The organism is Pseudomonas frederiksbergensis (genome assembly GCF_035751725.1).
Taxonomy (GTDB): Bacteria; Pseudomonadota; Gammaproteobacteria; order Pseudomonadales; family Pseudomonadaceae; genus Aquipseudomonas; species Aquipseudomonas frederiksbergensis_A.
The window spans coordinates 522184-547709 of the sequence record NZ_CP142104.1 but is presented as its reverse complement, the minus strand read 5'-3'; the positions used below and the strand labels follow the sequence as shown (position 1 = coordinate 547709).

Genomic DNA, 25526 nt, shown 5'->3' with positions numbered 1-25526 from the left:
CGAGGAACATCCGGATGAGCTGTTCAATATTTCGGCAAAAAACCGGTTGCACCCGGTTGCACCTCCAACAGCTCACAGCTAATCTTGCCGCCAGCTGATGCCACGCGGTACGTGGCAAACATGAGGATAAAAATATGGCTACCACCACCCTTGGGGTCAAACTCGACGACCCGACCCGCGAACGCCTCAAGGCGGCCGCAACCTCAATTGATCGCACGCCTCACTGGCTGATCAAGCAGGCAATTTTCAATTACCTGGAAAAACTCGAGGGTGGTGCAACCCTGACCGAGCTGAACGGTTCCCCTCGTGCCGACAGCGACGATGCTGGCGATGTCCAGGTCGATCACGCTCACCAATGCTTCCTCGAATTTGCCGAAAGCATCCTGCCGCAATCGGTGCTGCGCGCCTCCATCACTGCCGCTTACCGTCGCCCTGAGCCGGAAGTGGTGCCGATGCTGATCGAGCAGGCCCGCCTGCCGGCCGAAATGGCCGAAGCCACCAACAAGCTGGCGGCGTCCATCGCTGAAAAACTGCGTAACCAGAAAAGTGCCGGCGGCCGTGCCGGTATCGTTCAAGGCCTGCTGCAGGAATTTTCCCTGTCGTCCCAGGAAGGCGTGGCGCTGATGTGCCTGGCCGAGGCGCTGTTGCGCATCCCGGACAAAGGCACCCGCGATGCGCTTATTCGCGACAAGATCAGTACCGGCAATTGGCAGCCGCACCTGGGCAACAGCCCGTCGCTGTTCGTCAACGCCGCCACCTGGGGCCTGCTGCTGACCGGCAAACTGGTCGCCACCCATAATGAAGCGGGCCTGACCTCCTCCCTGAGCCGCATCATCGGCAAGAGCGGCGAGCCGATGATCCGCAAGGGCGTCGACATGGCCATGCGCCTGATGGGCGAGCAGTTCGTCACCGGCGAAACCATCGCCGAAGCCCTGGCCAACGCCAGCAAGTTCGAATCCAAGGGTTTCCGTTATTCCTACGACATGCTGGGTGAAGCCGCACTCACCGAGCATGACGCCCAGAAGTACCTGGCCTCGTACGAACAAGCCATCCACTCGATCGGCAAAGCGTCCCATGGTCGTGGGATTTATGAAGGCCCGGGTATTTCCATCAAGCTCTCGGCCCTGCACCCGCGCTACAGCCGCGCCCAGTATGAGCGCGTGATGGACGAGCTGTACCCGCGCCTGCTGTCGCTGACCCTGTTGGCCAAGCAATATGACATCGGCCTGAACATCGACGCCGAAGAGGCCGACCGCCTCGAACTGTCCCTGGACCTGCTCGAGCGCCTGTGCTTTGAGCCGCAGCTGACCGGCTGGAACGGCATCGGCTTCGTGATCCAGGCCTACCAGAAGCGTTGCCCGTACGTGATTGACTATGTCATCGACCTGGCCCGCCGCAGCCGTCACCGCCTGATGATCCGCCTGGTAAAAGGCGCGTACTGGGACAGCGAGATCAAGCGCGCCCAGGTCGAAGGGCTGGAAGGCTACCCGGTCTATACCCGCAAGGTGTACACCGACGTGTCCTACATCGCTTGCGCCCGCAAGTTGCTGTCGGTGCCGGAAGTCATCTACCCGCAGTTCGCCACGCACAACGCCCATACCCTGTCGGCCATTTACCACATCGCCGGTCAGAACTATTACCCGGGCCAGTACGAGTTCCAGTGCCTGCACGGCATGGGTGAACCGTTGTACGAGCAAGTTGTAGGTAAAGTCTCCGAAGGCAAGCTGAACCGTCCGTGCCGCGTGTACGCTCCGGTCGGCACCCATGAAACACTGCTGGCCTACCTGGTGCGTCGCCTGTTGGAAAACGGTGCCAACACCTCGTTCGTCAACCGCATCGCCGACCAGTCGATTTCCATCCAGGAATTGGTGGCCGATCCGGTAGCAAGCATCGAGCAGATGGCAACCCTGGAAGGCGGTTTCGGCCTGCCGCATCCACGCATCCCATTGCCACGCGATCTGTACGGCAGCGAACGCGCCAACTCCAGCGGCATCGACCTGGCCAACGAACATCGCCTGGCCTCGTTGTCCTGCGCCCTGCTGGCCACCGCCCATAACAACTGGAAAGCCGCGCCGATGCTCGGTTGCGCCACCAGTGAACAAACCCCGGCGCCGGTACTGAACCCGGCCGACCACCGCGACGTGGTCGGTCATGTCCAGGAAGCCACGGTCGAAGACGTCGACAACGCCATTCAGTGCGCGCTGAACGCCGCACCGATCTGGCAGGCCACGCCACCGGCCGAACGTGCCGCGATCCTCGAACGTGCCGCCGACCTGATGGAAGGCGAGATCCAGCCGTTGATGGGCCTGCTGGCCCGCGAAGCCGGCAAGACCTTCGCCAACGCCATTGCCGAAGTGCGCGAAGCCGTGGACTTCCTGCGCTACTACGCGGTGCAGGCCCGCAACGATTTCACCAACGATGCCCACCGCCCGCTGGGACCGGTGGTCTGCATCAGCCCGTGGAACTTCCCGCTGGCCATCTTCAGCGGCCAGGTCGCCGCCGCACTGGCCGCCGGCAACCCGGTCCTGGCCAAGCCCGCCGAGCAGACGCCACTGGTGGCTGCCCAGGCCGTGCGCCTGATGCTCGAAGCCGGTATTCCGGAAGGCGTCCTGCAACTGCTGCCGGGCCGTGGCGAAACCGTTGGTGCCCGCCTGGTGGGTGACGATCGCGTCAAAGGCGTGATGTTCACCGGCTCCACCGAAGTCGCCCGCTTGCTGCAACGCAATATCGCCGGACGCCTGGACAACCAGGGCCGTCCAATCCCGCTGATCGCCGAAACCGGTGGCCAGAACGCGATGATCGTCGACTCCTCGGCCCTGACCGAGCAAGTGGTCATCGATGTCGTATCCTCGGCCTTCGACAGCGCCGGCCAGCGCTGCTCGGCCCTGCGCGTGCTTTGCTTGCAGGAAGATTCCGCCGACCGCGTCATCGAAATGCTCAAGGGCGCCATGGCCGAATCGCGCCTCGGCAACCCGGAGCGCCTGTCGGTGGACATCGGCCCGGTGATCGACGCCGAGGCCAAGGCCGGCATCGAGAAGCATATCCAGGCCATGCGCGACAAAGGTCGCACCGTGTACCAGATGGCGATTGCCGATAGCGACGAATGCAAACGCGGCACCTTCGTGATGCCTACGCTGATCGAACTGGAAAGCTTCGACGAACTGCAGCGCGAGATCTTTGGCCCGGTGCTGCACGTGGTTCGCTACAAGCGCAAGGAACTGGACCAGTTGATCAACCAGATCAACGCCTCCGGCTACGGCCTGACCCTGGGCGTACACACCCGCATCGACGAGACCATCGCCAAGGTCATCGACAACGTTCATGCCGGCAACGTCTACGTGAACCGCAACATTGTCGGCGCGGTGGTCGGTGTCCAGCCATTCGGTGGCGAAGGCTTGTCGGGCACCGGTCCGAAGGCGGGTGGTCCGCTGTACCTGTACCGCCTGCTGTCGACCCGTCCTACCGATGCGATCCAGCAGTCCTTCGTGCGTGGCGATGCCCTGGCCGCGCCGGACCTGCGCTTGCGCGACGCCATGAGCAAGCCGCTGACCGCCCTGCAAACCTGGGCCGACAGCCAGAAGCTCGCCGAACTGAGCGCCCTGTGCGTGCAATTTGCCGCCCAGTCGCAAAGCGGCATTACCCGCCAGCTCACCGGCCCGACCGGCGAACGCAACAGCTACGCCATCCTGCCCCGCGAGCATGTGCTGTGCCTGGCGGACGTGGAAGGTGACCTGCTGACGCAACTGGCGGCCGTCCTGGCCGTGGGCGGCTCCGCCGTGTGGCCGGAATCCGACACCAGCAAGGCCGTGTTCGCACGCTTGCCGAAGGACATTCAGGCACGCATCCAGCGGGTTGCCGACTGGACCAAGGATGATGTGGTATTCGACGCGGTCCTGCATCACGGCGACTCGGACCAACTGCGCGGCGTTTGCCAGCAAGTGGCCAAGCGCGCCGGGGCAATCGTCGGCGTGCATGGCTTGTCCCAAGGCGAGACCAACATCGCGTTGGAGCGCCTGGTGATCGAACGGGCACTGAGCGTCAACACCGCCGCTGCGGGCGGTAACGCCAGCCTGATGACCATCGGCTAAACCGTTATATGCCAGGCACCCGCAATGGGTGCCCGGCAATAGACAGCCTTGTGGGAGCGGGCTCGCTCCCATATTGTTTTGATTAGCGTCGCCCCCTCTGCTCCATCACCCAAATCAATCATCCTGTTCAGGCACCACTCCCAGACCTAGACTCGGCCCATTCCAAGAAAAGGTAGGCCGCCATGTCCGAGACGTTGCTCAGTTCCCGCAATCTGGCTTTCGAGCTGTATGAAGTCCTCGATGCCGAGGGCCTGACCCAGCGCGAACGGTTTGCCGAGCACAATCGCGAAACCTTCGACGCGGCCATCGGTACGGCCCGCAGCATCGCCGAAAAGTATTTCGCGCCCCACAACCGCAAGAACGACGAAAACGAACCGCGCTATGAAAATGGTCAGGCGATACTGATCCCGGAGGTGAAGCCGGCAGTGGATGCATTCCTGGAGGCAGGTTTTCTCAATGCCGCTCGCAGCTTCGAGGCGGGCGGCATGCAACTGCCAACATTGTTGTCCCAGGCTTGCTTCGCACATTTCCAATCAGCAAACGCGGCTTCGACTTCCTACCCATTCCTGACCATGGGCGCGGCAAACCTGATCGAGAGCTTCGGCAGCGATGATCAGAAGCAACGCTTCCTGCAGCCGATGATCGACGGCCGTTTTTTCGGCACCATGGCCCTGACCGAACCTCACGCGGGTTCATCGCTGTCGGATATTCGTACACGTGCAGAGCCAGCGTCCGACGGTACTTATCGGCTCAAGGGCAACAAGATTTTTATTTCCGGCGGCGACCATCCGTTGTCGGAAAACATCGTCCATATGGTCTTGGCGAAATTGCCGGACGCGCCGCCCGGCGTGAAGGGCATCTCGCTGTTTATCGTGCCCAAATTCCTGGTCAACGACGACGGCAGCCTGGGCGAGCGCAACGATGTGCTGTTGGCCGGTTTGTTTCACAAAATGGGCTGGCGCGGCACCACGTCCACGGCGCTGAACTTCGGCGACAACGGCGAATGTGTCGGTTACCTCGTAGGAAAACCGCACCACGGCCTGAGCTACATGTTCCAAATGATGAACGAGGCGCGCATCGGCGTCGGCATGGGCGCGGTGATGCTGGGTTACGCCGGTTACCTGTATTCCCTGGAATACGCTCGCGAACGCCCGCAAGGCCGCGTGCCTGACAGCAAGGATCCGACCACCGCCCCCGTGGCGATCATCCAGCACGCCGACGTGCGGCGCATGCTGCTGACGCAAAAGGCCTACGTCGAAGGTTCTTTCGACCTGGGCCTGTACGCGGCGCGGCTGTTCGATGACACCACCACGCTGGAGAGCGAAGCCGAGCGTCGACGTGCCCATGAACTGCTGGACCTACTGACCCCCATCGTTAAGTCGTGGCCTTCGGAGTTCTGCCTGAAGGCCAACGAGCTGGCGATCCAGATCCTCGGCGGTCACGGCTACACCCGCGAATACCCAGTGGAGCAGTATTACCGCGACAACCGCCTGAACCCGATCCATGAGGGCACCCATGGCATCCAGTCCCTGGACTTGCTGGGACGCAAACTGGCACAGAACGGCGGTGCCGGGCTCAAGCAATTGATTCGCCTGGTGGCCGACACCACCGAGCGCGCACAAACGTACGAATCGCTGACGCCCTTGCGCCAGCCATTGGAAGCCCTGGTGGCGCGCCTGCAAACCGTCACCCTCGGCCTGCTGACCGACCTGGCACAAGGCAAGGTCAACAGCAGCCTCGCCAACTCGGCACTGTACCTGAAGGTGTTTGGACACATGGTGATCGGCTGGCGCTGGCTGGAACAGGCGATTCGTGCCGAGGAAGGACTCGCCAAGGGGAACGCGGCGGATGTCGATTTCTATCGAGGCAAACTGCAAGCGGCGCGCTACTTCCTGACGTGGGAAGTGCCGGGGTGCGAGCATGAACTGTCGCTGCTCGAGGCGCGGGATGATACATGCCTCGAGATGCGGGATGAGTGGTTCTGAGCTAGCCCGCGGGGGGTTTCAAGCCTGCTGAATCGTCTTGGAGATCACCTCGACCGTGGCGCTGACCTGCTCTTGGTAACGGTCGAGTTCCGCCCGATGCTGTTTTTCCATTTCGATCTGCTGAGAGCACAGATTCATGGCCGCCAGCACCAACAGGCGGTCACCAATCAGCGTCGGGTACTTGCGCTTGGTATCGGCCAGGGCCGCCTTGAGCATCGAAGCGGCGTCAAGCAACGCTTGCTCCTGCCCGGCCGGTGCTTTTATCGAATAGTCCTCGCCAAGGATCGAGACGACTGTCACTCCATCGGCACGATGATTCATGCGCTGGCCGTTGCGGTGCTGGCGCGCTCGATCAGGGCTTGGATCCGAGCGGTGGTGGTGCCGTGCAGTTCTTCCTGTTCCATAAGGTTCAGTTGCAGGCTTTCGTTTTCATCCTTGGCCTTGGCCAGTTCGGCGCTCAGGGTTTCATTCAGGCCGGTGAGGTGGCGGTTCTGTTGCACCAGGTCGTTGACCAGTTGCTCCAGCTGACTGAGGGATGTTTCCAACATATTGATTTCCAGGCTTTTCCAAGGGGCGCGTACGATAAAGAAAAGTCACCGCGGATGCCACGTTTCAGGGGCCACGGTGCTTCGCTCGCGAGCTGTAGAGACTGCGGTCCCGGGATCTGGTTCCTACCCTTCGTCGCAAGATCGACGTCAGGTGCGGCAAATACCCGCGGCGGGCTCAAGACTTCAGTCACAAGACCGATAAGTCAATGAAACCAGTCATAGCCCGCACGGACGCGCTTCTTCACGGTAACTTTTATGTCCCTACGTAATATGAACATCGCGCCGCGGGCGTTCCTGGGGTTTGCCCTGATCGGCGCCCTGATGCTGGCCCTGGGCGTTTTTGCCTTGACCCAGATGAGCAAGATTCGTGTGGCTGGTGACAACATCGCCCAGAACAGCGTGCCCAGTATCAAGGCATTGAACGAGTTCACCCAGCTCACCTTGCGTCTGCGCGTGCTGTCCTATCGCCTGCTGACCAACCGCGAGGCGGATACCCAGCAAAAAACCCTGGACCTGTTCGAGGAGCGCAACCAGCAGGTCCGCGCCGCACAGGCTACCTATGAAAAACTCATCAGCGCCCCGGAGGAACGGGCCGCGTATGAGCAGTATGTGCAATTACTCAATCAGTACCGCCAGCTCGAAGAGCGGATGAAAACCCTGTCGCGCAACAATCAGGTCACTGAATTGCAGGCACTGCTCAACACCGAACTGATGAGTAATTCCGACGCCATCAACGCAGTGCTGGTGCGTTTGACAGACATCAACAACCAGCAAGCGGAAGCCTTCAATAAAAACGCGGCGCAACAATATTCCACCGCCTTCAATTGGGTCGTCACCCTGCTGGTCATCGCCACCGGCCTGACCGTGCTGTTCGCCTGGCTGCTGACCAACAGCATCACCAAGCCGATCGCCAACGCATTGGATGCCGCCGAGGAAATCGCCAAGGGCAACCTCACCCGGCCGATTACCGTCGATGGCAGCGACGAAGCCGGCCGCTTGCTGCGGGCGATGTCGACCATGCAGGAAAAACTGCGCGACACCCTGCAACGGATTTCCGGCTCGGCCACGCAACTGGCCTCCGCCGCCGAGGAGCTCAACAGCGTCACCGACGAAAGCGCCCGTGGCCTGACCCAGCAGAACAACGAAATCGAACAGGCCGCCACGGCGGTCAACGAGATGACCAGCGCCGTGGAAGAAGTCGCGCGCAACGCCGTCAGCACCTCCGAAGCCTCGAAGAACGCCACCACGTCGGCGGGCGACGGCCGCGACCTGGTGCAGGAAACCGTCGGTGCCATCGAGCGCATGAGCGCTGACGTACAAAGCACCGCCACGCTGATCGGCAACCTGGCCGATGAGTCCCGCGACATCGGCAAGGTGCTCGATGTGATCCGTGGCCTGGCCGACCAGACCAACCTGCTGGCGCTGAACGCTGCCATCGAAGCAGCCCGCGCCGGTGAAGCCGGTCGTGGTTTCGCCGTGGTCGCCGACGAAGTCCGCGCCCTGGCCCATCGCACCCAGCAGTCGACCAGCGAAATCGAACGCATGATCGGCAGCATCCAGAGCGGCACCGAACAGGCCGTGGACTCGATGCGCAACAGCACCGAACGCGCCGAATCGACCCTGAACATCGCCCGCGGTGCCGGCATGTCCCTGGACACGATCAACAGCGCCATCGTCGAGATCAACGAACGCAACCTGGTGATCGCCAGCGCCGCCGAAGAACAGGCCCAAGTGGCCCGTGAAGTGGACCGCAACCTGGTGAACATCCGCGACCTGTCGGTGCAATCGGCCACCGGCGCCAACCAGACCAGCGCCGCGAGTGCAGAACTGTCGCGCTTGGCCGTGGATTTGAACAGCATGGTTGGGCGGTTCAGCCTCTGACTTCGAAAGCCACCGGCTTCACCGTTGGGTTTGATCGATCCACATCGATCAAACCCAATCTCGCGCCTCTACCTTGGATCGACGGCATCCAACGCCCGGTTTGCCAATAGCTCCCCAAGCTCGATCAACTGTTGCAGCCCCAACGCAACATGTCGTCGCGAGCCTTTCAGGTCGAACGCCAGGTCACTGGCCATCGCATTGGCCGAGGCCAGGGTTTCGCTGAGGTTGGCCAGCAGGCTTTCGGCATCGACGCCCTCCACGACGGTGAACAGCTAAGTGGGAGCCGCCACTTTCGCTGCTAAACGAATAGGTGGCAGCCGTGCGCAGGTTAGCAGACCGGTACGTTAGGAAACCGGCGCACCCGAGGATGCCCTGCGCACAGCCGCCATAAGAATTCGAGCGATAAAAATCGCTCGCACTGAATGGCAGTTGCCATGCGCCTAACGTGACTCCGAGCTGCTAAACCCGACCGCTGATGGGCAGCGGTGGACGAAGACTAGGCACCGAAATCGGCAGGCGCAAGAGGCTGGAATTTTCTAGGAAATGTCCTGCAAGTCAATGGGGAATATTCTTTCCGCCGGTTCCTACGGCGAGCCTGTCTAGACATTTTCCGACACGAACCCTGCCTGCAAAACCACCATGACTATTGAAGCGGCTGCTCGACTGGTTCAGAAGGCGCAACTGTAGCAGCCGGGTCCATAACCTTTGCAGAACGCCCTGTCTCGAGATCACGGACCTCGTAATACCACCACTTCATCGAAGACCTGCCATAAAGACCGTAGGTACGACCACCGACCAGATCGACCGTCATCTCCACAGGCCAACTGTATTCAGTTCCAATGGCGTGCTTGACGGAAAGCTTGTGCCGTCCTGCTCCGAGTCGATATTCAGTTTGACGGGCTAGCCAATATAACGACGTATCGTCATCGATCTTGGATATCGACAGACTTTTGTCGAACTGCCGAATCGTCGCGACCTCGTCCCAAGGTTTTCCTTCGGCGCTTTTATGCTCGTAGTGAATGCAACCGGTCAAGGTGAAGCAAATCAAACCCATTGCAATAAAGCGTGAAACAACATCATGTCTCATCAATGGCCCTCCAAGGCACTTTATTTCGATCTAGCGAAAAAAATCCATACATTAGCTGCCTTCACAAAACCCACAGCAAAAATCTTTAAAACACCTAAAATCAACGCAACAAATTCTCCATCACATCTGGCAGCCCGACAAATAAAAGCCCCCGCTCACCATCATCAAACTCACCGACCTTCTTGAAAATCAGACCATTTTGCTTAGATATAACATCTAAAAAATCCAAATCACATTTTAACTCTCCCAGCCATCCTTGGTTAAGCAGAGACATAACATCAAAACTCTTAGGAAGCGCTACTACATAAGAACAACGCTCCTTTTCAAGTACATCGGCGACAGTATTTAATGACGGTTTCGAAAAACGTAACCCACCAAAAAATCTTAATTTACCTTCAGCCTCGATAGCATGCTCTTGCCAATCGCTGTCTCCCGCAATCGTAAGCCCCCTAGCTTTCAAAGCCCCCGATAATTTTAGATGACGAACTATTCGCGTATCAGGCTGCCATGCAGAACTACCTAATAGAATCCATAAATCATGTTCGGGATACTTATTTTCGATTAGCTCATGTAAAAAATTCAAAATCACAGATACTGAATAGCTCGATGACCCCACAACGGAAAATTTTGCGACGGACAGCGTTTTATCCGCTCCCGCATCGTCAACATTGAAAACTTCGTTAGGCACAAATAAATCAGACGCACTTACAACCTCAACATCAATAGTCATAATGATTTCCGTCTTCGTCGTTAAAGTGGGATCCGCGATTTTGTGGGTTTCCTACGCCAAAATCATGACCTCCAGTATCATCTCGGATTCTCACTGTTTTATTACCACCGCCCGGAGAAGGAACTTCAAACTCGTAAATTGTTCCGAAAGAAAAGGGGACAGATTTATTTAACACTAAGCATGAACATCCCTCCCCGTGCGTCAAAATAAATCTGTCCCCTTTTTCCTCTTCCAAATTATTCACCTTTATGTAATCGCTCATAAATATCATTTTTAGAAGGCAGACAACTAAAGACACCAGAACTAAGCTCTTGGAAAATTCCGCACCACTTGTAGATTTTTGAGAAACCACAAAAAGCAGAAATCAGACGTAACAACAATAGATTATCAAACGCACTCCAACCTTCATCCAACTCGAAGATCACAAGAATTTGGTGCTCAACATCAACAGACAAAGGACAACCCTCATTTTGCAGATACTCTACAAGCGCCGCTTCTTTCAATATTTCAACTCTTATCCAGACATCACTATCCTGCTGACCACTCCATTTGGAGTTTATTTCCCACTTATTTATTTTCAAATCAATAAAACTGCATTCATTGAGGCGTTCTTGGTCTTGGACATAAGAGACAGGAACATCCCCCCAGGCCTGAGCAATTAGTAACTCTCGTTCAGGTAAGCTAGTTTCTCGCCTCAGAACAGCTGCGTATTTACTTCCCATCACATATTCCCCGTTTCCTGCAAGCGTTTCAGACCTTTCTCTGCATTTCTCACCAGTTGATCCCTCGTTGATTGGGTAACCGCTTGAACAAAAAAAAGGGACAAAAAAAGGGGACAGATTTATTTAACCAACAGAGCGATGGCTTTCACCTTTCCCTTAAATAAATCTGTCCCCTTTCCCTAGGTCGCCGTTGTAGCGATCGCCCCGAATGACGCCCTGGTCGTAACCGAGGCTGGTGCCGTACTCGGCGAACACCGGACGCAGCCACTCCAGCGTCACCGGACGGCTCCAGCGCAGGTCGTTGCGCCAGTAGCCGCCGCTGTCGCCGGACAGCGTCTGGTCCTTGTAGCCGCGGACCGAAGACAACCCACCCAGGCTCATGCGTTGCGGGCTGAATAACGCGTCCTCGCTGCGCTGGCCGGTCATCAGGCTGCTGAAGCTGAAGGATTCGCCGCCCAACTCGAAGGACTGCAGGTAGCTGAGGGTGGCGGTGTATTTGCGGTATCGCGCATCCGGCACGCCAGGCCCAGGGTCGCGGTCGCCCTGGGCGTCGAGGGCGCCGATACCGTTTTGCAGGCCCAGGTCGAGGTTGACGAACGCATTGCCGATCCGCCGCCCATGGTTGATGCCGAACTGCGCCTCGCTGATGCGATTGCTGCTCACATCGAGCTTGCTGTTTTCAATGAAGTTGTTGCTGCGCAGATACGAAAGGCCAGCGTTGAGGGACGTCTTGCTCACCGCGTCACGGTGGACCACCCGTTCCAGGCGCAACTGATGGTTCTGGCTGTCGCCGCTCTGCTTGAAGTTGAAGCCGTTGGCCTGGCCCAGCGCGCGATACTCGCTTTGGCTGTAGGTGTAGCTCAGGTTCCACCAGCCAAACGGCAGGTTGTAATAGAGCATGGCATTGCGGGAAATCTTCTGATGGTCGCTGATGGCATCGTGGCCACCGCGCAGGGCCAGTTGATCGGCAAGGCCCAAGGGACTGTCCCAATCCAGCGAGGCTCCCCATTGCTGCTCGCCCGTACTCTTTTGCCCATCGTTATGCCGTGACAGGCCGACGCGCCAAGGTTTTTGCGGGGTATTGTTGACCAGCACTTCACTGCCGCCAATCTTCTGCCCCGGCGTCAGCTCCATCCGGGCGCTGTTGGAGGGCAAACGGTTCAACTGATCAACCATTTGCTCGATGTCCCGCAAGTTGAGCAATTCGCCGGGCTTGCCGGGAAAACTCATGGCCAGTTCCCGCTCGGACAAGCCACTGCCCTCGACGCCCTTCAGTCCTTCAAGCCGTCCCTCGACCACCAGCACCTGCAGATGCCCACTGGACAAGTCCTGTTGCGGCAAATAGGCACGGCTCGTGACCAGGCCCTTTTCCAGGTACGCATCGGTAATGGTCTTGAGTAGTTCGTTAAGCTGCGGCACGCCCAGGCATTGATTGATGTAGGGGGCGAGCAAGCGTTGGCGCTCACGCTCTGACAGGGCATCGGCGCCCTTGAGTTCGATGGTCTTGATCGGGAAGCAACGGTTATCGACAGGTGCGGTGGGCTGGGCAGGCTTCGCCTCCTTGCCCGGCAGGTCCTTGAGTTCTTCGAGGCGTCGGCGCTGCTCTTCGAGCAGGCGATTCTGGCGTTCACGGATCAGGTCCGTGTCGCCGGGGGTTGGCGCGGCATAAACAGGGGAAAGCGGAGAAAGGCACAGCAAAGTCAGGCACAACCTCGCCCAAAGGGCGGGTAAAGACATGTTCGATCCCTCGAGCAAAAAGCGGCATCCAAAATAGCGGGCGGATACTAGGGAGCAGCACTGCTGGAGTCAACACTGACTTGGTCCGCAAAAGAGGCTGGTTTGTCATCAAACGCTTCCCACATCCAGTAACGAAATAACTCGTCTAAAACACGATCGCCTGCGAAACGGGCTGGCACGCACAAAACTAAAAGGGAGACGTCCAAAGCTTTTTTGACAGCATCACATTTCAACAGGTTAGAATCGCTGGCACGCAGACTGCATGGTCAGTTTGTGCCTGTTCCTCAAGATCCCGGAGTACTGCCTTTGACTGCGACGACCATCAACAGCCTGTTCTTGATCGGCGCGTTGCTGGTGGGTGCGAGCATTCTGGTGAGTTCTCTTTCATCGCGCCTGGGCATCCCGATCCTGGTGATCATCCTCGCGGTGGGCATGGTGGCCGGTGTCGACGGCGCTGGCATTCTTTTCGACAACTACGCCACGGCCTATCTGGTCGGCAACCTCGCCTTGGCGGTGATCCTGCTGGACGGCGGCTTGCGCACGCGGGTTTCGAGCTTTCGCGTGGCGTTGTGGCCGGCGCTGTCCCTGGCGACGGTGGGGGTGCTGATCACCACGGGACTGACCGGCATGGCGGCGGCCTGGCTGTTCAACCTGAACCTGATCCAAGGCCTGCTGATCGGCGCGATTGTCGGGTCCACCGACGCCGCGGCGGTGTTCTCGTTGCTCGGCGGCAAAGGCCTGAACGAGCGTGTCAGCGCTACCCTGGAGATCGAGTCCGGCAGCAACGACCCCATGGCGGTATTCCTCACCGTAACCCTGATCGGCATGCTCTCCAGCGGTGAAACCGGCTTGCACTGGAGCCTGCTCGGCCACTTGGTGCGCGAGTTCGGCATCGGCGGCGTGATCGGCCTGGGCGGCGGATGGCTGATGCTGCAACTGGTCAACCGTATCAACCTGGCCAACGGGCTCTACCCGATCCTGGTCATCAGCGGCGGCCTTGCGGTATTCGCCCTGACCAACGCCCTGCACGGCAGTGGCTTCCTGGCGGTGTACCTGTGCGGCCTGGTGATCGGCAACCGCCCGATACGCAGTCGTCACGGCATCCTCCATATGCTCGATGGCATGGCCTGGCTGGCGCAGATCGGCATGTTCCTCGTGCTGGGGTTGCTGGTCACGCCCCATGACCTGCTGCCGATAGCCTTGCCCGCCCTGGGCCTGGCCCTGTGGATGATCCTCTTCGCGCGCCCGCTGTCGGTCATGGTGGGCCTGTTGCCGTTCAAGGCCTTTCATGGCCGCGAGAAGGTATTCATTTCCTGGGTCGGCCTGCGGGGCGCGGTACCGATCATTCTTGCGGTGTTCCCGCTGATGGCCGGTTTGCCTCACGCGCAACTCTATTTCAACCTGGCATTCTTTATCGTGCTGGTGTCGTTGCTGGTGCAGGGCACGAGCCTGCCCTGGGTCGCCAAGTTGCTGCATGTGACCGTCCCGCCGGAGCCCTTGCCGATTTCCCGCGCTGCGCTGGAAGTGCATGTCACCAGTGAGTGGGAACTGTTCATTTATCGCCTCGGCGCGGAAAAATGGTGCATCGGCTCGCCCCTGCGGGACCTGAAAATGCCCGACGGCACGCGCATCGCAGCCCTGTTTCGTGGCCAACAACTGCTCCATCCGTCGGGTAGTACGGTGTTGGAAGTCAATGATTTACTGTGCGTTATCGGTCATGAACACGACTTGCCAGCCCTTGGAAAACTGTTCAGCCAGGCACCGCAACGGGGCCTGGATTTGCGCTTCTTCGGCGACTTCGTACTCGAAGGAGACGCCCAGCTGGCCGCGGTTGCTGCCCTGTACGGGTTGAAGCTGGACGGCATCGATCCGGACATGACCCTGGGTCGCTTCATCGCCCAGAAAGTCGGCGGTGCGCCGGTGGTCGGCGACCAGGTGGACTGGAACAACACGCTGTGGACCGTCGCCGTCATGGACGGGAACAAGATCGGCAAAGTGGGCGTCAGATTCCCCGAAGGAAGTCGCCCGGGTCCCGGCTTGTTCCTCTAAACTGCTCCCACTCTCACTTGCTTGACCGGTCTCTATGCCTACCCTGCGCTCCTTATTCGCCATCGCCCTGCTCGGCCTGAGTCTTTCCATCTGCACGGTCCAGGCCGCTGAGCCGCCCACCAGTGCCTCGGTCCAGGCCAGCCTGGACAAGATTGCCGACCGCAAACTCCCGGAAGCCGACCAGAAGGCCCTGCAGGCGGTTTTGCAGAACACCCTGACCCAGTTGAGCAACAAGGCCGACTACGAACAGAAGCTGCTCGCCCTCAAACAGCAACTGGCCAACGCGCCCAAGCTGAATATCGAGAACCAGCGCGAACTGGCGCGGCTCAAGGGCACCAATGTGGTGCCGGTGGCGCAACGCTATGCCAACCTGCCGATTCCCCAGCTCGAGCAAATGCTGACGGAACGCTCTACCCAGCAGTCCGACCTGCAAAAAGCCCTGGCCGACGCCAACAGCCTGGTCATCACCGCCCAGACCCGCCCCGAGCGCGCCCAGGCGGAAATCTCCACCAGCCAGACCCGAATCCAGCAGATCAACGCCATCCTCAAGGCCGGACGGGATGCGGGCAAAGCCCTGAGCGCCGAGCAGCGCGACCAGCTCAACGCAGAACTGGCGGCCCTCAACGCACTGATTCCGCTGCGCCGCCAGGAACTGGCCGGCAACAGCCAGTTGCAAGACCTGGGCAATAGCCAGCACGACCTGCTGTCGGAAAAAATCGACCGCATGGAGCGGGAAATCCAGGACCTGCAGAACCTGATCAACCAGAAGCGCCTGGCCCAATCCCAGGAAACGGTGACGCAGCAATCCATCGAAGCGCAAAAGGCCGGCGGCAGCAGCCTGCTGGCGACCGAAAGCGCCGCCAACCTGAAACTCTCCGATTACCTGCTCAAGAGCACTGACCGCCTCAACGAAGTCACCCAGCAGAACCTGCAGACCAAACAGCTGCTGGACAGCGTCACGCAGACCGACGCAGCGCTGGACGAGCAGATCAGCGTGCTCAAGGGCAGCCTGTTGTTGTCCAAGATTCTCTACAAGCAGCGCCAGACCTTGCCGCGACTGAAACTGGACCAGAACCTGGCCGACCAGATCGCCGACATTCGCCTGTATCAGTTCGAAGTCAGCCAGCAACGCGAACTGCTGAACAACCCCGCGGCCTACGTCGACAACCTGCTGGCGTCCCAGCCCTCAGAGCAAGCCACGCCACAGCTGCGCAAGACCTTGCTTGAACTGGCGCTGACCCGGGTCGACCTGCTGGACCGCCTGAACCGAGAATTGAGTGCGGTGCTCAACGAGTCCATCACGTTGCAGCTCAACCAGAAGCAACTGCTCAGCACCGCACAGAGCCTGCGCGCAACCCTCGAAGAGCAGATGTTCTGGATTCCCAGCAACAAGCCGCTGGATTTTGAATGGATGCGCGGCGTGCCGGCCCGCCTGGAAAAACAAGTCGACTCGCTGCCCTGGGCTTCGAGCCTCAGCGAACTGGCCGACGGCCTGACCCAGCGACCGCTGCTGTTCCTGCCCCTGGTGCTGCTGATTGGCGTGCTGCTGTGGCGGCGCAAGAATCTGTATGCGCGCCTGAACAAAGTCCATCAGGATGTCGGGCACTTCAAGCGCGACAGCCAGTGGCACACCCCCCAGGCGATCCTGATCAACATCCTGCTGGCGATGCCGGTGGCCATTGCGCTGGCGCTGTGCGGCTACGCCTTGCAGATCGACGCCCGCGGCCAGAACACCAACCTCGGCGCGGCGTTGCTGCAGATCGGGCAGGCCTGGCTGGTGTTCTATACCGCCTATCGAATCCTCTCCCCGGGCGGTGTGGCCGAGCTGCATTTCCGCTGGGAAAAACCCCAGGTTGAATTCCTCCAGGGCTGGATCCGTCGACTCGGCCTGGTGGTCCTGGCCTTGGTGGCCGTGGTGGCGGTGGCGGAACTGCAGCCGTCGGCCCTGGCCGATGACGTCCTTGGCATGCCAGTGGTGCTGACCTGCTACGCCTCGATGGCTTGGTTGCTCAGCCGACTGCTGCTCAGCAGCCCGACGCACAAGAACACCTCGCTGTTCCGCAAGGCGCTCGGCGTGCTGTTCACCGCGCTGCCGATCGCACTGTTCGTCGCTGTCTGCTTCGGCTACTACTACACCGCGCTGAAACTCAGCGACCGCCTGATCAACACGCTGTACCTGCTGATGTTCTGGCTGGTGATCGAGGCCACCTTCGTGCGCGGCCTGTCGGTCGCGGCGCGGCGCCTGGCCTACCAGCGTGCCCTGGCCAAGCGCCAGGCGGCCAAGGAGGCCGGCGACGGCGAAGCGGTGGTCGAAGAGCCGACCCTGGATATCGAGAAGGTCAACGAGCAATCCCTGCGCCTGATCCGCCTGGCCCTGTTGGGCGGTTTCATTGCCGCGCTGTACTGGGTCTGGTCAGACCTGATCAGTGTGTTCTCCTATCTGGATAACATCACCCTTTATGAATACACCAGCGGCACCGGCTCCGCCATGAGCATGGTGCCTATCAGCATCGGCGACATGCTCGGTGCGCTGATCATCATCGGCATCACCTTCGCCCTGGCGCGCAACCTGCCGGGCCTGCTGGAAGTCTTCGTGCTGTCGAAGCTGAACCTGGCCCAGGGCAGCGCGTACGCGACCACTACACTGCTGTCCTACGTGATCGCCGGCGTCGGCTTCGTTACGACGTTGTCCACCCTCGGCGTGAGCTGGGACAAGTTGCAATGGCTGGTGGCTGCGCTGTCGGTGGGCCTGGGCTTCGGCATGCAGGAGATCTTCGCCAACTTCATCTCCGGCATCATGATCCTGTTCGAGCGCCCGGTGCGCATCGGCGACACCATCACCATCGGCAACCTGTCAGGCACGGTGAGCAAGATCCGCATTCGTGCGACCACCATCACCGACTTCGACCGCAAGGACATCATCGTCCCGAACAAGACGTTCATCACCGGACAATTGATCAACTGGTCGCTGACCGACACCGTGACGCGGGTAACCCTCAAGGTAGGTATCGACTACGGGGCGGACCTTGACCTGGTCAGGGATCTGCTGCTCAAGGGAGCCCGGGAAAATCCACGGGTGCTGAAGGAGCCGGAACCATTGGTGTACTTCCTGAACTTCGGGGAAAGCACCCTGGACCATGAGCTGCGCATGCACGTGCGTGACCTGGGCGACCGCAACCCTGTACTGGACGAGATCAACCGGTTCATAAGTCGCGAATTCAAAAAGCACAACATCAGCATTGCGTTCCGGCAAGTGGAGGTCTCCTTGAAGAACCTTCAGGGCCTGGAATACAAACTGACGCCAGTATTGCCGCAAGACAAGACGGCGCCCGAGCCTCCCCGCGCGCCAGAGCCCAAGTCCTTGCCAGAGCCACCGGCAGCCACCCTCGACTGATCGCGCAATGCCCGAGGGCATCGCGCCGGAGACGGCCATGAAAACCTTGGAAACGCTGACCTTCGATAACCGCTTCGCCCGCCTGGGCGACGGTCTCTCGGCCCACGTGCTACCCGAGCCTATCGACAATCCGCGATTGGTAGTCGCCAGCCCGGCGGCCATGGCGTTGTTGGATCTGGACCCGGCAGAAGCCGAAACACCACTGTTCGCCGAGATATTCGGTGGCCACAAGCTCTGGGCCGAAACCGAGCCGCGAGCGATGGTTTATTCAGGGCATCAGTTCGGTCACTACAACCCGCAATTGGGCGATGGCCGTGGGCTGCTGCTCGGCGAGGTCTACAACGAGGCCGGCGAGCACTGGGACCTGCACCTCAAGGGCGCCGGCCAGACGCCGTTTTCAAGGATGGGCGACGGGCGCGCCGTGCTGCGTTCATCGATCCGTGAATTTCTCGCCTCCGAGGCGCTGCATGCCCTGGGCATTCCCACTACCCGCGCCTTGTGCGTGATCGGTTCCGACACGCCGGTGTGGCGCGAAAAGCAGGAGCGCGCCGCCATGGTGTTGCGCCTGGCGCCCAGCCACGTGCGCTTCGGGCATTTCGAGTACTTCTACTACACCAAGAAGCCCGAACTGCACGCGGCCCTCGCCGAGCACGTGTTGAACCTGCATTTCGCCGAATGCCGCGAGCAGCCGGAGCCGTACCTGGCGATGTACCGCGAGATCGTCGAACGCAACGCCGAATTGATCGCCAAATGGCAGGCCTACGGGTTCTGCCACGGCGTGATGAACACCGACAACATGTCGATCCTGGGCGTTACCTTCGACTTCGGCCCGTTCGCCTTCCTCGACGATTTCGATGCCAACTTCATCTGCAATCACTCCGATGACCAGGGCCGCTACTCGTTCAGCAACCAGGTGCCCATCGGCCAGTGGAATCTCAGCGCCCTTGCCCAAGCCCTGACGCCCTTCATCAGCGTCGACGCCCTGCGCGAAACCCTCGGTTTGTACTTGCCGCTGTACCAGGCCCACTACCTGGACCTGATGCGCCGCCGCCTCGGCCTGACCGTTGCCGAAGAGGATGACCAGAAACTGGTGGAACGCCTGCTGCAACTGATGCAGAACAGCGGCGTCGACTACAGCCTGTTCTTCCGCCGGTTGGGCGACCAGGCCCCGGAACACGCGGTTGCTACCTTGCGCGACGACTTCGTCGACCTGAAGGGTTTCGATGCCTGGGCCGAGCTGTATGTCGCCCGGGTCAACCGCGAAGGCGCTGTCGATCAAACACAGCGCCGCGCCCGCATGCACGCGGTGAACCCGCTGTATGTACTGCGCAATTATTTGGCGCAGAAAGCCATCGACGCGGCCGAGTCCGGCGACTACGAAGAAGTCCGCCGCCTGCACACCGTGCTGAGCAACCCATTCGAAGAACAACCGGGCATGGACAGCTACGCCGAGCGCCCGCCGGAATGGGGCAAGCATCTGGAGATCAGTTGCTCGTCGTGACCCTCTGGCCATACACATAACCCCTCGCCACAGAGCCCTGCAACCATCGCGGGGTTTCTGTGACCCGGATCGCTAACCTGCGTACAGCCGCCACCTTTACTTGTTTCAAGTACAAATCTGGCGCATCGCAAAATGCGATAGCGCCAGTTAGACAAATGGTTAGCTCTTGCTGGTTTCCAGCCTAGTCGCCGAAAGCTCTAGGTCTCGGTAAGAAATGTGAGCAGATATGAATCCTGCTCATCCAACCTTATCGTTCCCCTGCTCAGGCGTCTCGATCCCCGGCTCGGTCTCCTCGACTCCTTCTTCAGCAGGTTTGGCCGGTGGTTTTTCCTCGGGATAACCGGGCATGCCGCGGGCGTCTTCGGGAGTCAATTCATCGCGATCGTGGCGACTGTCGGTTGCATAGGCCGGGGCGGCGTTGGGGTCTTCGTCGCGTCCGGCGGTGCCGAGGACGAAGCCGTCGTCATTAGGGTTGTCCAGTGCCTGGGGGGTAGTTGGGTCTTGAGGGGTGCTCATGGGACCTCCTGGTTGTGAACAGGTATGGTTTTGAGGGCGTAGCGCGCCTACAGTGCGGCGCACCTGATGAATGGCATCTAGGCCATATCGCTGTGGCTGAATTCCTCGGCCAGAAAATCGATCAACGTACGCACCGACGGCAGCAACCCGCGGCGTGAAGCGAAAATCGCATGGACGATCCCGCACTTGGGCGTCCAACCTGGCACCAGTTCCACCAGCCGCCCGGCGGCGATGTCTTCGCGAACTACCACGCTGGGCAAATGGGCAACGCCAATGCCCGCCAGCACCGCATGACGCAAGGCCAGCAGGTCATCGGTGACCATGCGCGGTTCGTGGCGGATCAACGCGCGGGTGCCGTCCGGGCCGAACAATTCCCACTGGTATTCACGCTGCGCCGCGCCCCAGTGCACGCTCGGCAAGCCGTTGAGGTCCGCCGGGGAAGCCGGTGATGACAAACGCTCGAGAAACGCCGGACTGCCCACCAGGCATTGGGTGCTGTTGCTCAGGACTTTCATGACCATGTCGGTGTTTTCCAGCGGCGGAAAGCGCACCCGCAAGGCGATATCGAACCCTTCGTGAATCAGGTCCACCCGGCGGTTGGTGCTCTCGATAAACAGCTCCACCCGCGGGTACTTGAGCATGTAGCGGGTCAGCATCGGCCCGACCCAGCTGTTGAGCAGCGCCGTCGGGCAACTGATGCGCACCAGCCCCTGGGGTTCGGAGCGGTTGCGCTCGATCACTTCCGCCGCGCTCTCGGCTTCGACCCGCATCGCCAGGCAGCGCTGGTAATAGGCCTGGCCGATCTCCGTCAACGTGCAATGCCGGCTGGTGCGATGGAGCAAGCGTACCCCGAGGCGCTCCTCCAACAGGGCGATGCGCCGGCTCAGCTTGGATTTGGGCATGTCCAGCGCCCGGCCCGCCGCGGCGAATCCACGGTGCTCAACCACCTGGGTGAAGTAGTACAGCGTGTTGAGGTCTTCGATGATCGTTCTCCAAATAGAACGCTAAGGCTGATTTTCGCAGTCTAGCGGTTCAAAGGTGCCAGTTTTAATCTACACCCATCGAAACGCAACACGGATTCAAGCCGGCGCTTCGGCCAGATGAGTCACCGAATAATCGCTGCACCGATATTGAAACCTTAACCAAGCCGAAATCTTCGGCAACCAGAACTTAATGAGGGCTACGCCATGACTACTTCCTACAACCGTCTCGACAAAGATAACGCCGCCGTTCTGCTGGTGGACCACCAGGCTGGCCTGCTGTCCCTGGTACGCGACATCGACCCGGACCGTTTCAAGAACAACGTGCTGGCCCTGGCCGACCTGGCGAAATACTTCCAACTGCCAACCATCCTCACCACCAGCTTCGAAACCGGCCCCAACGGCCCGCTGGTGCCCGAGCTCAAGGCTCTGTTCCCGGACGCGCCGTACATCGCTCGCCCTGGCCAGATCAACGCCTGGGACAACGAAGATTTCGTCAAGGCGATCAAGGCAACCGGTAAGAAGCAACTGATCATCGCCGGCGTGGTGACCGAAGTTTGCGTGGCCTTCCCTGCGCTGTCGGCCCTGGCCGAAGGTTTCGACGTGTTCGTGGTCACCGATGCCTCCGGCACGTTCAACGAACTGACCCGTCAATCGGCCTGGGACCGGATGTCTTCTTCGGGTGCACAACTGATGACCTGGTTCGGCCTGGCCTGTGAACTGCACCGCGACTGGCGCAACGACGTGGAAGGCCTGGCGACCTTGTTCTCCAACCACATCCCGGACTACCGCAACCTGATGACCAGCTACAACACGCTGACCAACGCTAAATAATCAACGACACCAATACACCCTGCGGGAGCGAGCCTGCTCGGGAAAGCGGTCGGACAGTCGATGCATTTTTGACTGATGCCCCGCCTTCGCGAGCAAGCCCGTTCCCACAGGTTTTTGTGGTGGTTTCTATATAGTGTTCAATCTGTGTAACCGATTTCCAGGAGACGACCCTATGCTGATCCCCTGCCCTCACTGCAACGGGCTCAATCGCATACCCGCGGAACGCCTGGGCGACCAGCCCAAGTGCGGGCGCTGCAAGGCCCAGGTGTTACTGAGCAAACCCTTCGAACTCAAGCAAGGCGACTACGCCAGCCAAATCAAGGGCGACCTGCCGTTATTGATAGATGTCTGGGCGGATTGGTGCGGCCCGTGCAAATCCTTCGCGCCGGTATTCGAACAGGCCGCCGCGCAGCTGGCCGGTCAATGCCGGTTGGCCAAGCTCGACAGCGAGGCTAATCAGCAATTGTCGGCGCAGTTGGGGATTCGCTCGATACCCAGCCTGATCTTGTTCAAGGACGGCCGGGAAGTCGCACGCCAGAGCGGCGCGCTCCCCTTGCCCCAGCTAATGAGCTGGTTGCGCAGCCAGGGGATCTGAATCAGGCGTTTTCCAGCAGCCCGTGCAATTGCACGAACTGCAAGGTCAGTTTATGCCGCGGGTCCAAGTGAATCAGCGGCAGACTCGCCTGGTGGGATTCACGCATGCGCACGGAACTGCTCAGGTAGACCGGCAGCACCGGCAAGCCTTCGGCGATCAACTCGTCGAGCATCTGCTGCGGCAGGCTGGCGCGGGCCTGGAACTGGTTGACGACAATGCCTTCGATTTCCAGGTCTTCATTGTGATCCTCCTTTAGTTCAGCGATTTCCGACAGCAGGCCGTACAGCGCCTGGCGGGAAAAACTGTCGCAGTCGAAGGGAATCAATACGCGATCAGCGGCGATCAACGCTGAAACCGCATAGAAATTCAAGGCCGGTGGCGTATCCAGGTATATCCGGTCGTAATCCTCGTCCAGTTCTTCGAGCAGTTTGCGCAGCTTGTTGATCTTGTGTTTCGCCTCGAGCTTGGGCTGCAAATCGGTCAGTTCTGCGGTGGCGGTGATCACGTGCAGGTTGTCGAAGGGGGTTTCGTAGATATCGACCCTGTTCTTCTTCGAGAAAGGCCCCGATGACAAGGTCTGCTTGAAGAAATCCGCGATGCCCATGGGAATGTCATCGCCAGTCAGGCCGGTCAGGTATTGAGTGGAGTTGGCTTGGGCATCCAGGTCCACCAACAGCGTGCGATACCCCTCGCTGGCGCTGACCGCCGCCAGATTACAGGCGATGCTGGACTTGCCCACGCCACCTTTCTGATTGAACACCACACGCCGCATGACAAAACCTCCGTGTATCAAAGATTCCCGAGTGTAGTAGCGCAGGACACCGCTTCGCTACCTTCGCCATGCTCGGATTACGGTGTCGGTGGCTTTTTCGGACAACCGAGCGTCAATTGGCCTGGAAGAAGACGGAAACGGCTGACAGACATTCACGCTTTTATCGCCACAATGGCCTTTGCGGAACGGGGCCAGCCCCATTGACGATGTTGTCTGGACAAAATTTCACCAGTTATTTGCTACAAGCCAACCGCACCGGGATAATGCGCGCCACTTGGGTCGCAAGGCCATGCAGGGTTGGACGCGGGTCAAACCACTGAACCGTGACAATAAAAAGCCCGCAGGGGTGGGATGAGTCTGTGATCAATTTCAATATCGCCCAATGGCGCGCATGGGCCCCTGGGCTCGAAAGCGTGGACGATTGGCAGGCATGGAGCCGACAGCCGGTCGTGCCGCCCGTCAGCGATGCGGCCCCCGACGTGTCGTTCCTGCCCGCCATGCAGCGACGACGCCTGAGCCGCCTGGCCCGCATGGCTTTCAGTGTCGCCTGGCCGCTGGCCGAGGGAAGGCCGGACCTACCGTTGGTCTTTATTTCACGTCATGGCGAAACCCCACGTACTTTTGAGATTCTCAAGGACCTGGCCGCCGACCAACCGCTGTCGCCTACGCAGTTCAGCCTGTCGGTGCACAACGCCGTGATTGGCCTCTGGTCGATCATGCGCGGTGAAACCAGCGAAATGACAGCGCTGGCCGCAACTGGCGATGGCCTTGAACACGGCATGCTGGAGGCCGCCGCGTTGCTAAACGAGGGCACGCCGGCGGTGTTGCTGGTCATTACCGAAGAACAACCACCCAGTGTCTACGCGCCTTGGGTCGATGACGTGCCGTTTCCCTATGCGGTGGGGCTGCTGCTGACCCGTGGCGACGATTGGCAACTGCAACTCTCCAGCCCGACCAAGCCGCTGCCGGGCAGCGACTGGCCCCATGCCCTGGATCTGTTGCGTACGCTGCTGGGCAATCAACTCACCTGCCAACATGCCTGGAAGAATCGTCTATGGACCTGGCAACGCAACCGGTGACCGATAAACATCGCGACGCCTATTACTGGCGTCTGTTCGCGACCGCCGCAAGCTTCGCCCTTTTCGGGCTGGGCGGGCTGTGCCTGCGATTGCTGGTGTTTCCATTGCTCAATGCGCTGCCCGGCGACCCACAGGCCCATCGGCAACGCGCCCGGCGAACGGTCGGGCGCCTGTTCTGGTTCTTCATTCGATTCATGGCCCGCACCGGTGTGCTCACCTATCAAATCGACGGGGCGGAAAAACTCGGCCGCCCGGGGCAGATGATCATCGCCAACCACCCGTCGCTGATCGACGTCGTGTTCCTGATCGGGCTGGTGCGCGACGCCAATTGCGTGGTCAAGCAAAGCCTGTGGGAGAACCCTTTCACCCGCGGCCCGCTGCGCTCGACGCAATACATCAGCAATGACGGCAGCATGGACATGCTCGACGCCGCCAGCAACGCGCTGCAGGACGGCCAATGCCTGATTGTCTTTCCCGAAGGCACGCGCACCCAGCCGGGCCACCCGCCGGCCTTCCATCGAGGCGCCGCGGCCATTGCCCTGCGGGGTGCGAAAATACTTACGCCAGTAACGATCAAGGTCACCCCCACGACCCTGACCAAGGCCGAGCCCTGGTATCGCATCCCCCAACGCCGCGTGCACTTCAGTTTTCGTGTCGGGGCCGATATAGACCCACAGGCTTTCGCCGCGCTGGGCCCTGCGCCACAGGCCTCACGCCGGCTCAACGATTTTTTGCATCACTATTTCATCAAGGAGCTCGCCGAAGATGAGCGATCTGCACCGTGACATCAAACAGCTGATCATCGACGCCCTGGGCCTGGAAGACATCGGCGTCGACGACATCGGCGACCACCAGACCCTGTTTGGCGAAGGCCTGGGCCTGGACTCGGTGGATGCCCTGGAGCTTGGCCTCGCGATTCAGAAAAAATATGGCATCAAGATCGACGCCGATGCCAAGGACACCCGTAACCACTTCAGCAACGTGGCAAGCCTTGCGGCCTTCGTCACTGCAAAAAGCGCCTGAGACTG

At 60.0% G+C, this 25526-nt stretch carries 20 protein-coding genes and 3 pseudogenes; 12 read left to right on the top strand and 11 right to left on the bottom strand.

Translation table 11 applies throughout. The features are described from left to right. Positions 1–134: 134 nt before the first annotated feature. Entirely contained in the window at positions 135–4088 is a 3954-nt protein-coding gene (putA, locus tag VQ575_RS02480) for a trifunctional transcriptional regulator/proline dehydrogenase/L-glutamate gamma-semialdehyde dehydrogenase (protein ID WP_039592477.1), read from the top strand. Between the two features lie 182 nt (positions 4089–4270). Further along, on the top strand, positions 4271–6073 hold the full coding sequence (locus VQ575_RS02475) for an acyl-CoA dehydrogenase (protein ID WP_325919003.1): 1803 nt from the start codon (positions 4271–4273) through the stop codon (positions 6071–6073). An 18-nt stretch (positions 6074–6091) separates the two neighbouring features. Here VQ575_RS02475 and VQ575_RS02470 read toward each other — a convergent pair whose 3' ends face one another. Next, positions 6092–6394: a cell division protein ZapA gene (locus VQ575_RS02470; RefSeq protein ID WP_039592475.1), complete on the bottom strand. Its 303-nt coding sequence runs from the start codon at positions 6392–6394 to the stop codon at positions 6092–6094. Further along, positions 6391–6621 carry a hypothetical protein gene (locus tag VQ575_RS02465; protein ID WP_039592474.1) on the bottom strand — a complete coding sequence of 77 codons (231 nt, stop codon included), beginning with the start codon at positions 6619–6621 and terminating at the stop codon, positions 6391–6393. Before VQ575_RS02465 ends, VQ575_RS02470 begins: the two co-directional genes overlap by 4 nt. A gap of 255 nt (positions 6622–6876) precedes the next feature. Between VQ575_RS02465 and VQ575_RS27120 the strand changes: the two are divergent. Together VQ575_RS27120 and VQ575_RS27115 are read left to right on the top strand one after the other, a co-directional pair. After that, positions 6877–7599: pseudogene (locus VQ575_RS27120) on the top strand (MCP four helix bundle domain-containing protein); the annotation flags it as partial. Positions 7600–7629: 30 nt separating this feature from the next. After that, the gene (locus tag VQ575_RS27115; protein ID WP_411829960.1) at positions 7630–8502 is read left to right on the top strand and encodes a methyl-accepting chemotaxis protein; all 873 of its coding nucleotides are present in this window, start codon (positions 7630–7632) and stop codon (positions 8500–8502) included. Between the two features lie 68 nt (positions 8503–8570). Here VQ575_RS27115 and VQ575_RS02455 read toward each other — a convergent pair. The 6 genes and pseudogenes from VQ575_RS02455 to VQ575_RS02435 form a co-directional block, all read right to left on the bottom strand. Continuing rightward, positions 8571–8774, bottom strand: a pseudogene (locus VQ575_RS02455) (DUF6124 family protein); the annotation flags it as partial. 371 nt (positions 8775–9145) lie between these two features. Continuing rightward, a complete protein-coding gene (locus VQ575_RS02450) occupies positions 9146–9589 on the bottom strand; it encodes a hypothetical protein (RefSeq protein WP_039592472.1) in 444 nt (147 codons plus the stop codon). Between the two features lie 100 nt (positions 9590–9689). After that, complete coding sequence (locus VQ575_RS02445; protein ID WP_325919001.1) at positions 9690–10319, bottom strand: hypothetical protein; 630 nt, start codon at positions 10317–10319, stop codon at positions 9690–9692. Continuing rightward, positions 10309–10581, bottom strand: a complete 273-nt coding sequence (locus VQ575_RS27110; protein ID WP_411829923.1) for an HNH/endonuclease VII fold putative polymorphic toxin — start codon at positions 10579–10581, stop codon at positions 10309–10311. The genes VQ575_RS02445 and VQ575_RS27110 overlap by 11 nt, the downstream gene beginning before the upstream one ends. After that, positions 10556–11041 (bottom strand): hypothetical protein, encoded by a 486-nt coding sequence (locus tag VQ575_RS02440; protein ID WP_082112112.1) that lies wholly within the window; start codon positions 11039–11041, stop codon positions 10556–10558. The genes VQ575_RS27110 and VQ575_RS02440 overlap by 26 nt, the downstream gene beginning before the upstream one ends. A 183-nt stretch (positions 11042–11224) precedes the next feature. Beyond that, positions 11225–12778, bottom strand: a pseudogene (locus VQ575_RS02435) (ShlB/FhaC/HecB family hemolysin secretion/activation protein); the annotation flags it as partial. 306 nt (positions 12779–13084) lie between these two features. On the opposite strand from VQ575_RS02435, the gene VQ575_RS02430 reads away from it, so the two are divergent. From VQ575_RS02430 to selO, 3 genes are read left to right on the top strand one after another with little or no spacing between them, the layout of a single operon-like run. After that, complete coding sequence (locus VQ575_RS02430; RefSeq protein WP_325918999.1) at positions 13085–14827, top strand: potassium/proton antiporter; 1743 nt, start codon at positions 13085–13087, stop codon at positions 14825–14827. Positions 14828–14861: 34 nt separating this feature from the next. Next, positions 14862–18221 carry a mechanosensitive channel MscK gene (gene mscK, locus VQ575_RS02425; RefSeq protein WP_039592470.1) on the top strand — a complete coding sequence of 1120 codons (3360 nt, stop codon included), beginning with the start codon at positions 14862–14864 and terminating at the stop codon, positions 18219–18221. A gap of 37 nt (positions 18222–18258) precedes the next feature. Then, positions 18259–19722: a protein adenylyltransferase SelO gene (selO, locus tag VQ575_RS02420; RefSeq protein ID WP_039592578.1), complete on the top strand. Its 1464-nt coding sequence runs from the start codon at positions 18259–18261 to the stop codon at positions 19720–19722. Between the two features lie 237 nt (positions 19723–19959). Here selO and VQ575_RS02415 read toward each other — a convergent pair whose 3' ends face one another. Next, complete coding sequence (locus VQ575_RS02415; protein WP_325918997.1) at positions 19960–20238, bottom strand: hypothetical protein; 279 nt, start codon at positions 20236–20238, stop codon at positions 19960–19962. Between the two features lie 77 nt (positions 20239–20315). Further along, complete coding sequence (locus tag VQ575_RS02410) at positions 20316–21221, bottom strand: LysR substrate-binding domain-containing protein (protein ID WP_196304741.1); 906 nt, start codon at positions 21219–21221, stop codon at positions 20316–20318. Positions 21222–21425: 204 nt separating this feature from the next. Here VQ575_RS02410 and ycaC point away from each other — a divergent pair, with 204 nt between their 5' ends. Both ycaC and trxC read left to right on the top strand, forming a co-directional pair. Beyond that, the gene (gene ycaC, locus VQ575_RS02405; protein ID WP_039592467.1) at positions 21426–22052 is read left to right on the top strand and encodes an isochorismate family cysteine hydrolase YcaC; all 627 of its coding nucleotides are present in this window, start codon (positions 21426–21428) and stop codon (positions 22050–22052) included. A gap of 172 nt (positions 22053–22224) precedes the next feature. Next, on the top strand, positions 22225–22647 hold the full coding sequence (trxC, locus tag VQ575_RS02400; protein WP_039592466.1) for a thioredoxin TrxC: 423 nt from the start codon (positions 22225–22227) through the stop codon (positions 22645–22647). A gap of 1 nt (position 22648) precedes the next feature. Here trxC and VQ575_RS02395 read toward each other — a convergent pair whose 3' ends face one another. Then, positions 22649–23419: a ParA family protein gene (locus VQ575_RS02395; protein ID WP_325918996.1), complete on the bottom strand. Its 771-nt coding sequence runs from the start codon at positions 23417–23419 to the stop codon at positions 22649–22651. 359 nt (positions 23420–23778) lie between these two features. Here VQ575_RS02395 and VQ575_RS02390 point away from each other — a divergent pair, with 359 nt between their 5' ends. From VQ575_RS02390 to VQ575_RS02380, 3 genes are read left to right on the top strand one after another with little or no spacing between them, the layout of a single operon-like run. Next, positions 23779–24498, top strand: coding sequence for a beta-ketoacyl synthase chain length factor (locus VQ575_RS02390; protein WP_039592464.1), 720 nt, complete (start codon positions 23779–23781; stop codon positions 24496–24498). Then, positions 24474–25283 carry a lysophospholipid acyltransferase family protein gene (locus tag VQ575_RS02385; RefSeq protein ID WP_039592463.1) on the top strand — a complete coding sequence of 270 codons (810 nt, stop codon included), beginning with the start codon at positions 24474–24476 and terminating at the stop codon, positions 25281–25283. Before VQ575_RS02390 ends, VQ575_RS02385 begins: the two co-directional genes overlap by 25 nt. After that, complete coding sequence (locus tag VQ575_RS02380; RefSeq protein WP_039592462.1) at positions 25264–25521, top strand: phosphopantetheine-binding protein; 258 nt, start codon at positions 25264–25266, stop codon at positions 25519–25521. Before VQ575_RS02385 ends, VQ575_RS02380 begins: the two co-directional genes overlap by 20 nt. Positions 25522–25526 lie beyond the last annotated feature (5 nt).

Excerpts from the sequence above, each read along its gene's own strand:
- mscK (WP_039592470.1), top strand. The coding sequence starts at position 14,862 with ATGCCTACCCTGCGCTCCTTATTCGCCATCGCCCTGCTCGGCCTGAGT.
- VQ575_RS02440 (WP_082112112.1), bottom strand. The coding sequence starts at position 11,041 with ATGGGAAGTAAATACGCAGCTGTTCTGAGGCGAGAAACTAGCTTACCT.
- VQ575_RS02475 (WP_325919003.1), top strand. The coding sequence starts at position 4,271 with ATGTCCGAGACGTTGCTCAGTTCCCGCAATCTGGCTTTCGAGCTGTAT.
- VQ575_RS02385 (WP_039592463.1), top strand. The coding sequence starts at position 24,474 with ATGGACCTGGCAACGCAACCGGTGACCGATAAACATCGCGACGCCTAT.
- VQ575_RS27110 (WP_411829923.1), bottom strand. The coding sequence starts at position 10,581 with ATGAGCGATTACATAAAGGTGAATAATTTGGAAGAGGAAAAAGGGGAC.
- VQ575_RS02415 (WP_325918997.1), bottom strand. The coding sequence starts at position 20,238 with ATGAGCACCCCTCAAGACCCAACTACCCCCCAGGCACTGGACAACCCT.
- putA (WP_039592477.1), top strand. The coding sequence starts at position 135 with ATGGCTACCACCACCCTTGGGGTCAAACTCGACGACCCGACCCGCGAA.
- ycaC (WP_039592467.1), top strand. The coding sequence starts at position 21,426 with ATGACTACTTCCTACAACCGTCTCGACAAAGATAACGCCGCCGTTCTG.
- VQ575_RS27115 (WP_411829960.1), top strand. The coding sequence starts at position 7,630 with ATGTCGACCATGCAGGAAAAACTGCGCGACACCCTGCAACGGATTTCC.
- VQ575_RS02395 (WP_325918996.1), bottom strand. The coding sequence starts at position 23,419 with ATGCGGCGTGTGGTGTTCAATCAGAAAGGTGGCGTGGGCAAGTCCAGC.
- trxC (WP_039592466.1), top strand. The coding sequence starts at position 22,225 with ATGCTGATCCCCTGCCCTCACTGCAACGGGCTCAATCGCATACCCGCG.
- VQ575_RS02470 (WP_039592475.1), bottom strand. The coding sequence starts at position 6,394 with ATGAATCATCGTGCCGATGGAGTGACAGTCGTCTCGATCCTTGGCGAG.
- VQ575_RS02465 (WP_039592474.1), bottom strand. The coding sequence starts at position 6,621 with ATGTTGGAAACATCCCTCAGTCAGCTGGAGCAACTGGTCAACGACCTG.
- VQ575_RS02445 (WP_325919001.1), bottom strand. The coding sequence starts at position 10,319 with ATGACTATTGATGTTGAGGTTGTAAGTGCGTCTGATTTATTTGTGCCT.
- selO (WP_039592578.1), top strand. The coding sequence starts at position 18,259 with ATGAAAACCTTGGAAACGCTGACCTTCGATAACCGCTTCGCCCGCCTG.
- VQ575_RS02450 (WP_039592472.1), bottom strand. The coding sequence starts at position 9,589 with ATGAGACATGATGTTGTTTCACGCTTTATTGCAATGGGTTTGATTTGC.
- VQ575_RS02380 (WP_039592462.1), top strand. The coding sequence starts at position 25,264 with ATGAGCGATCTGCACCGTGACATCAAACAGCTGATCATCGACGCCCTG.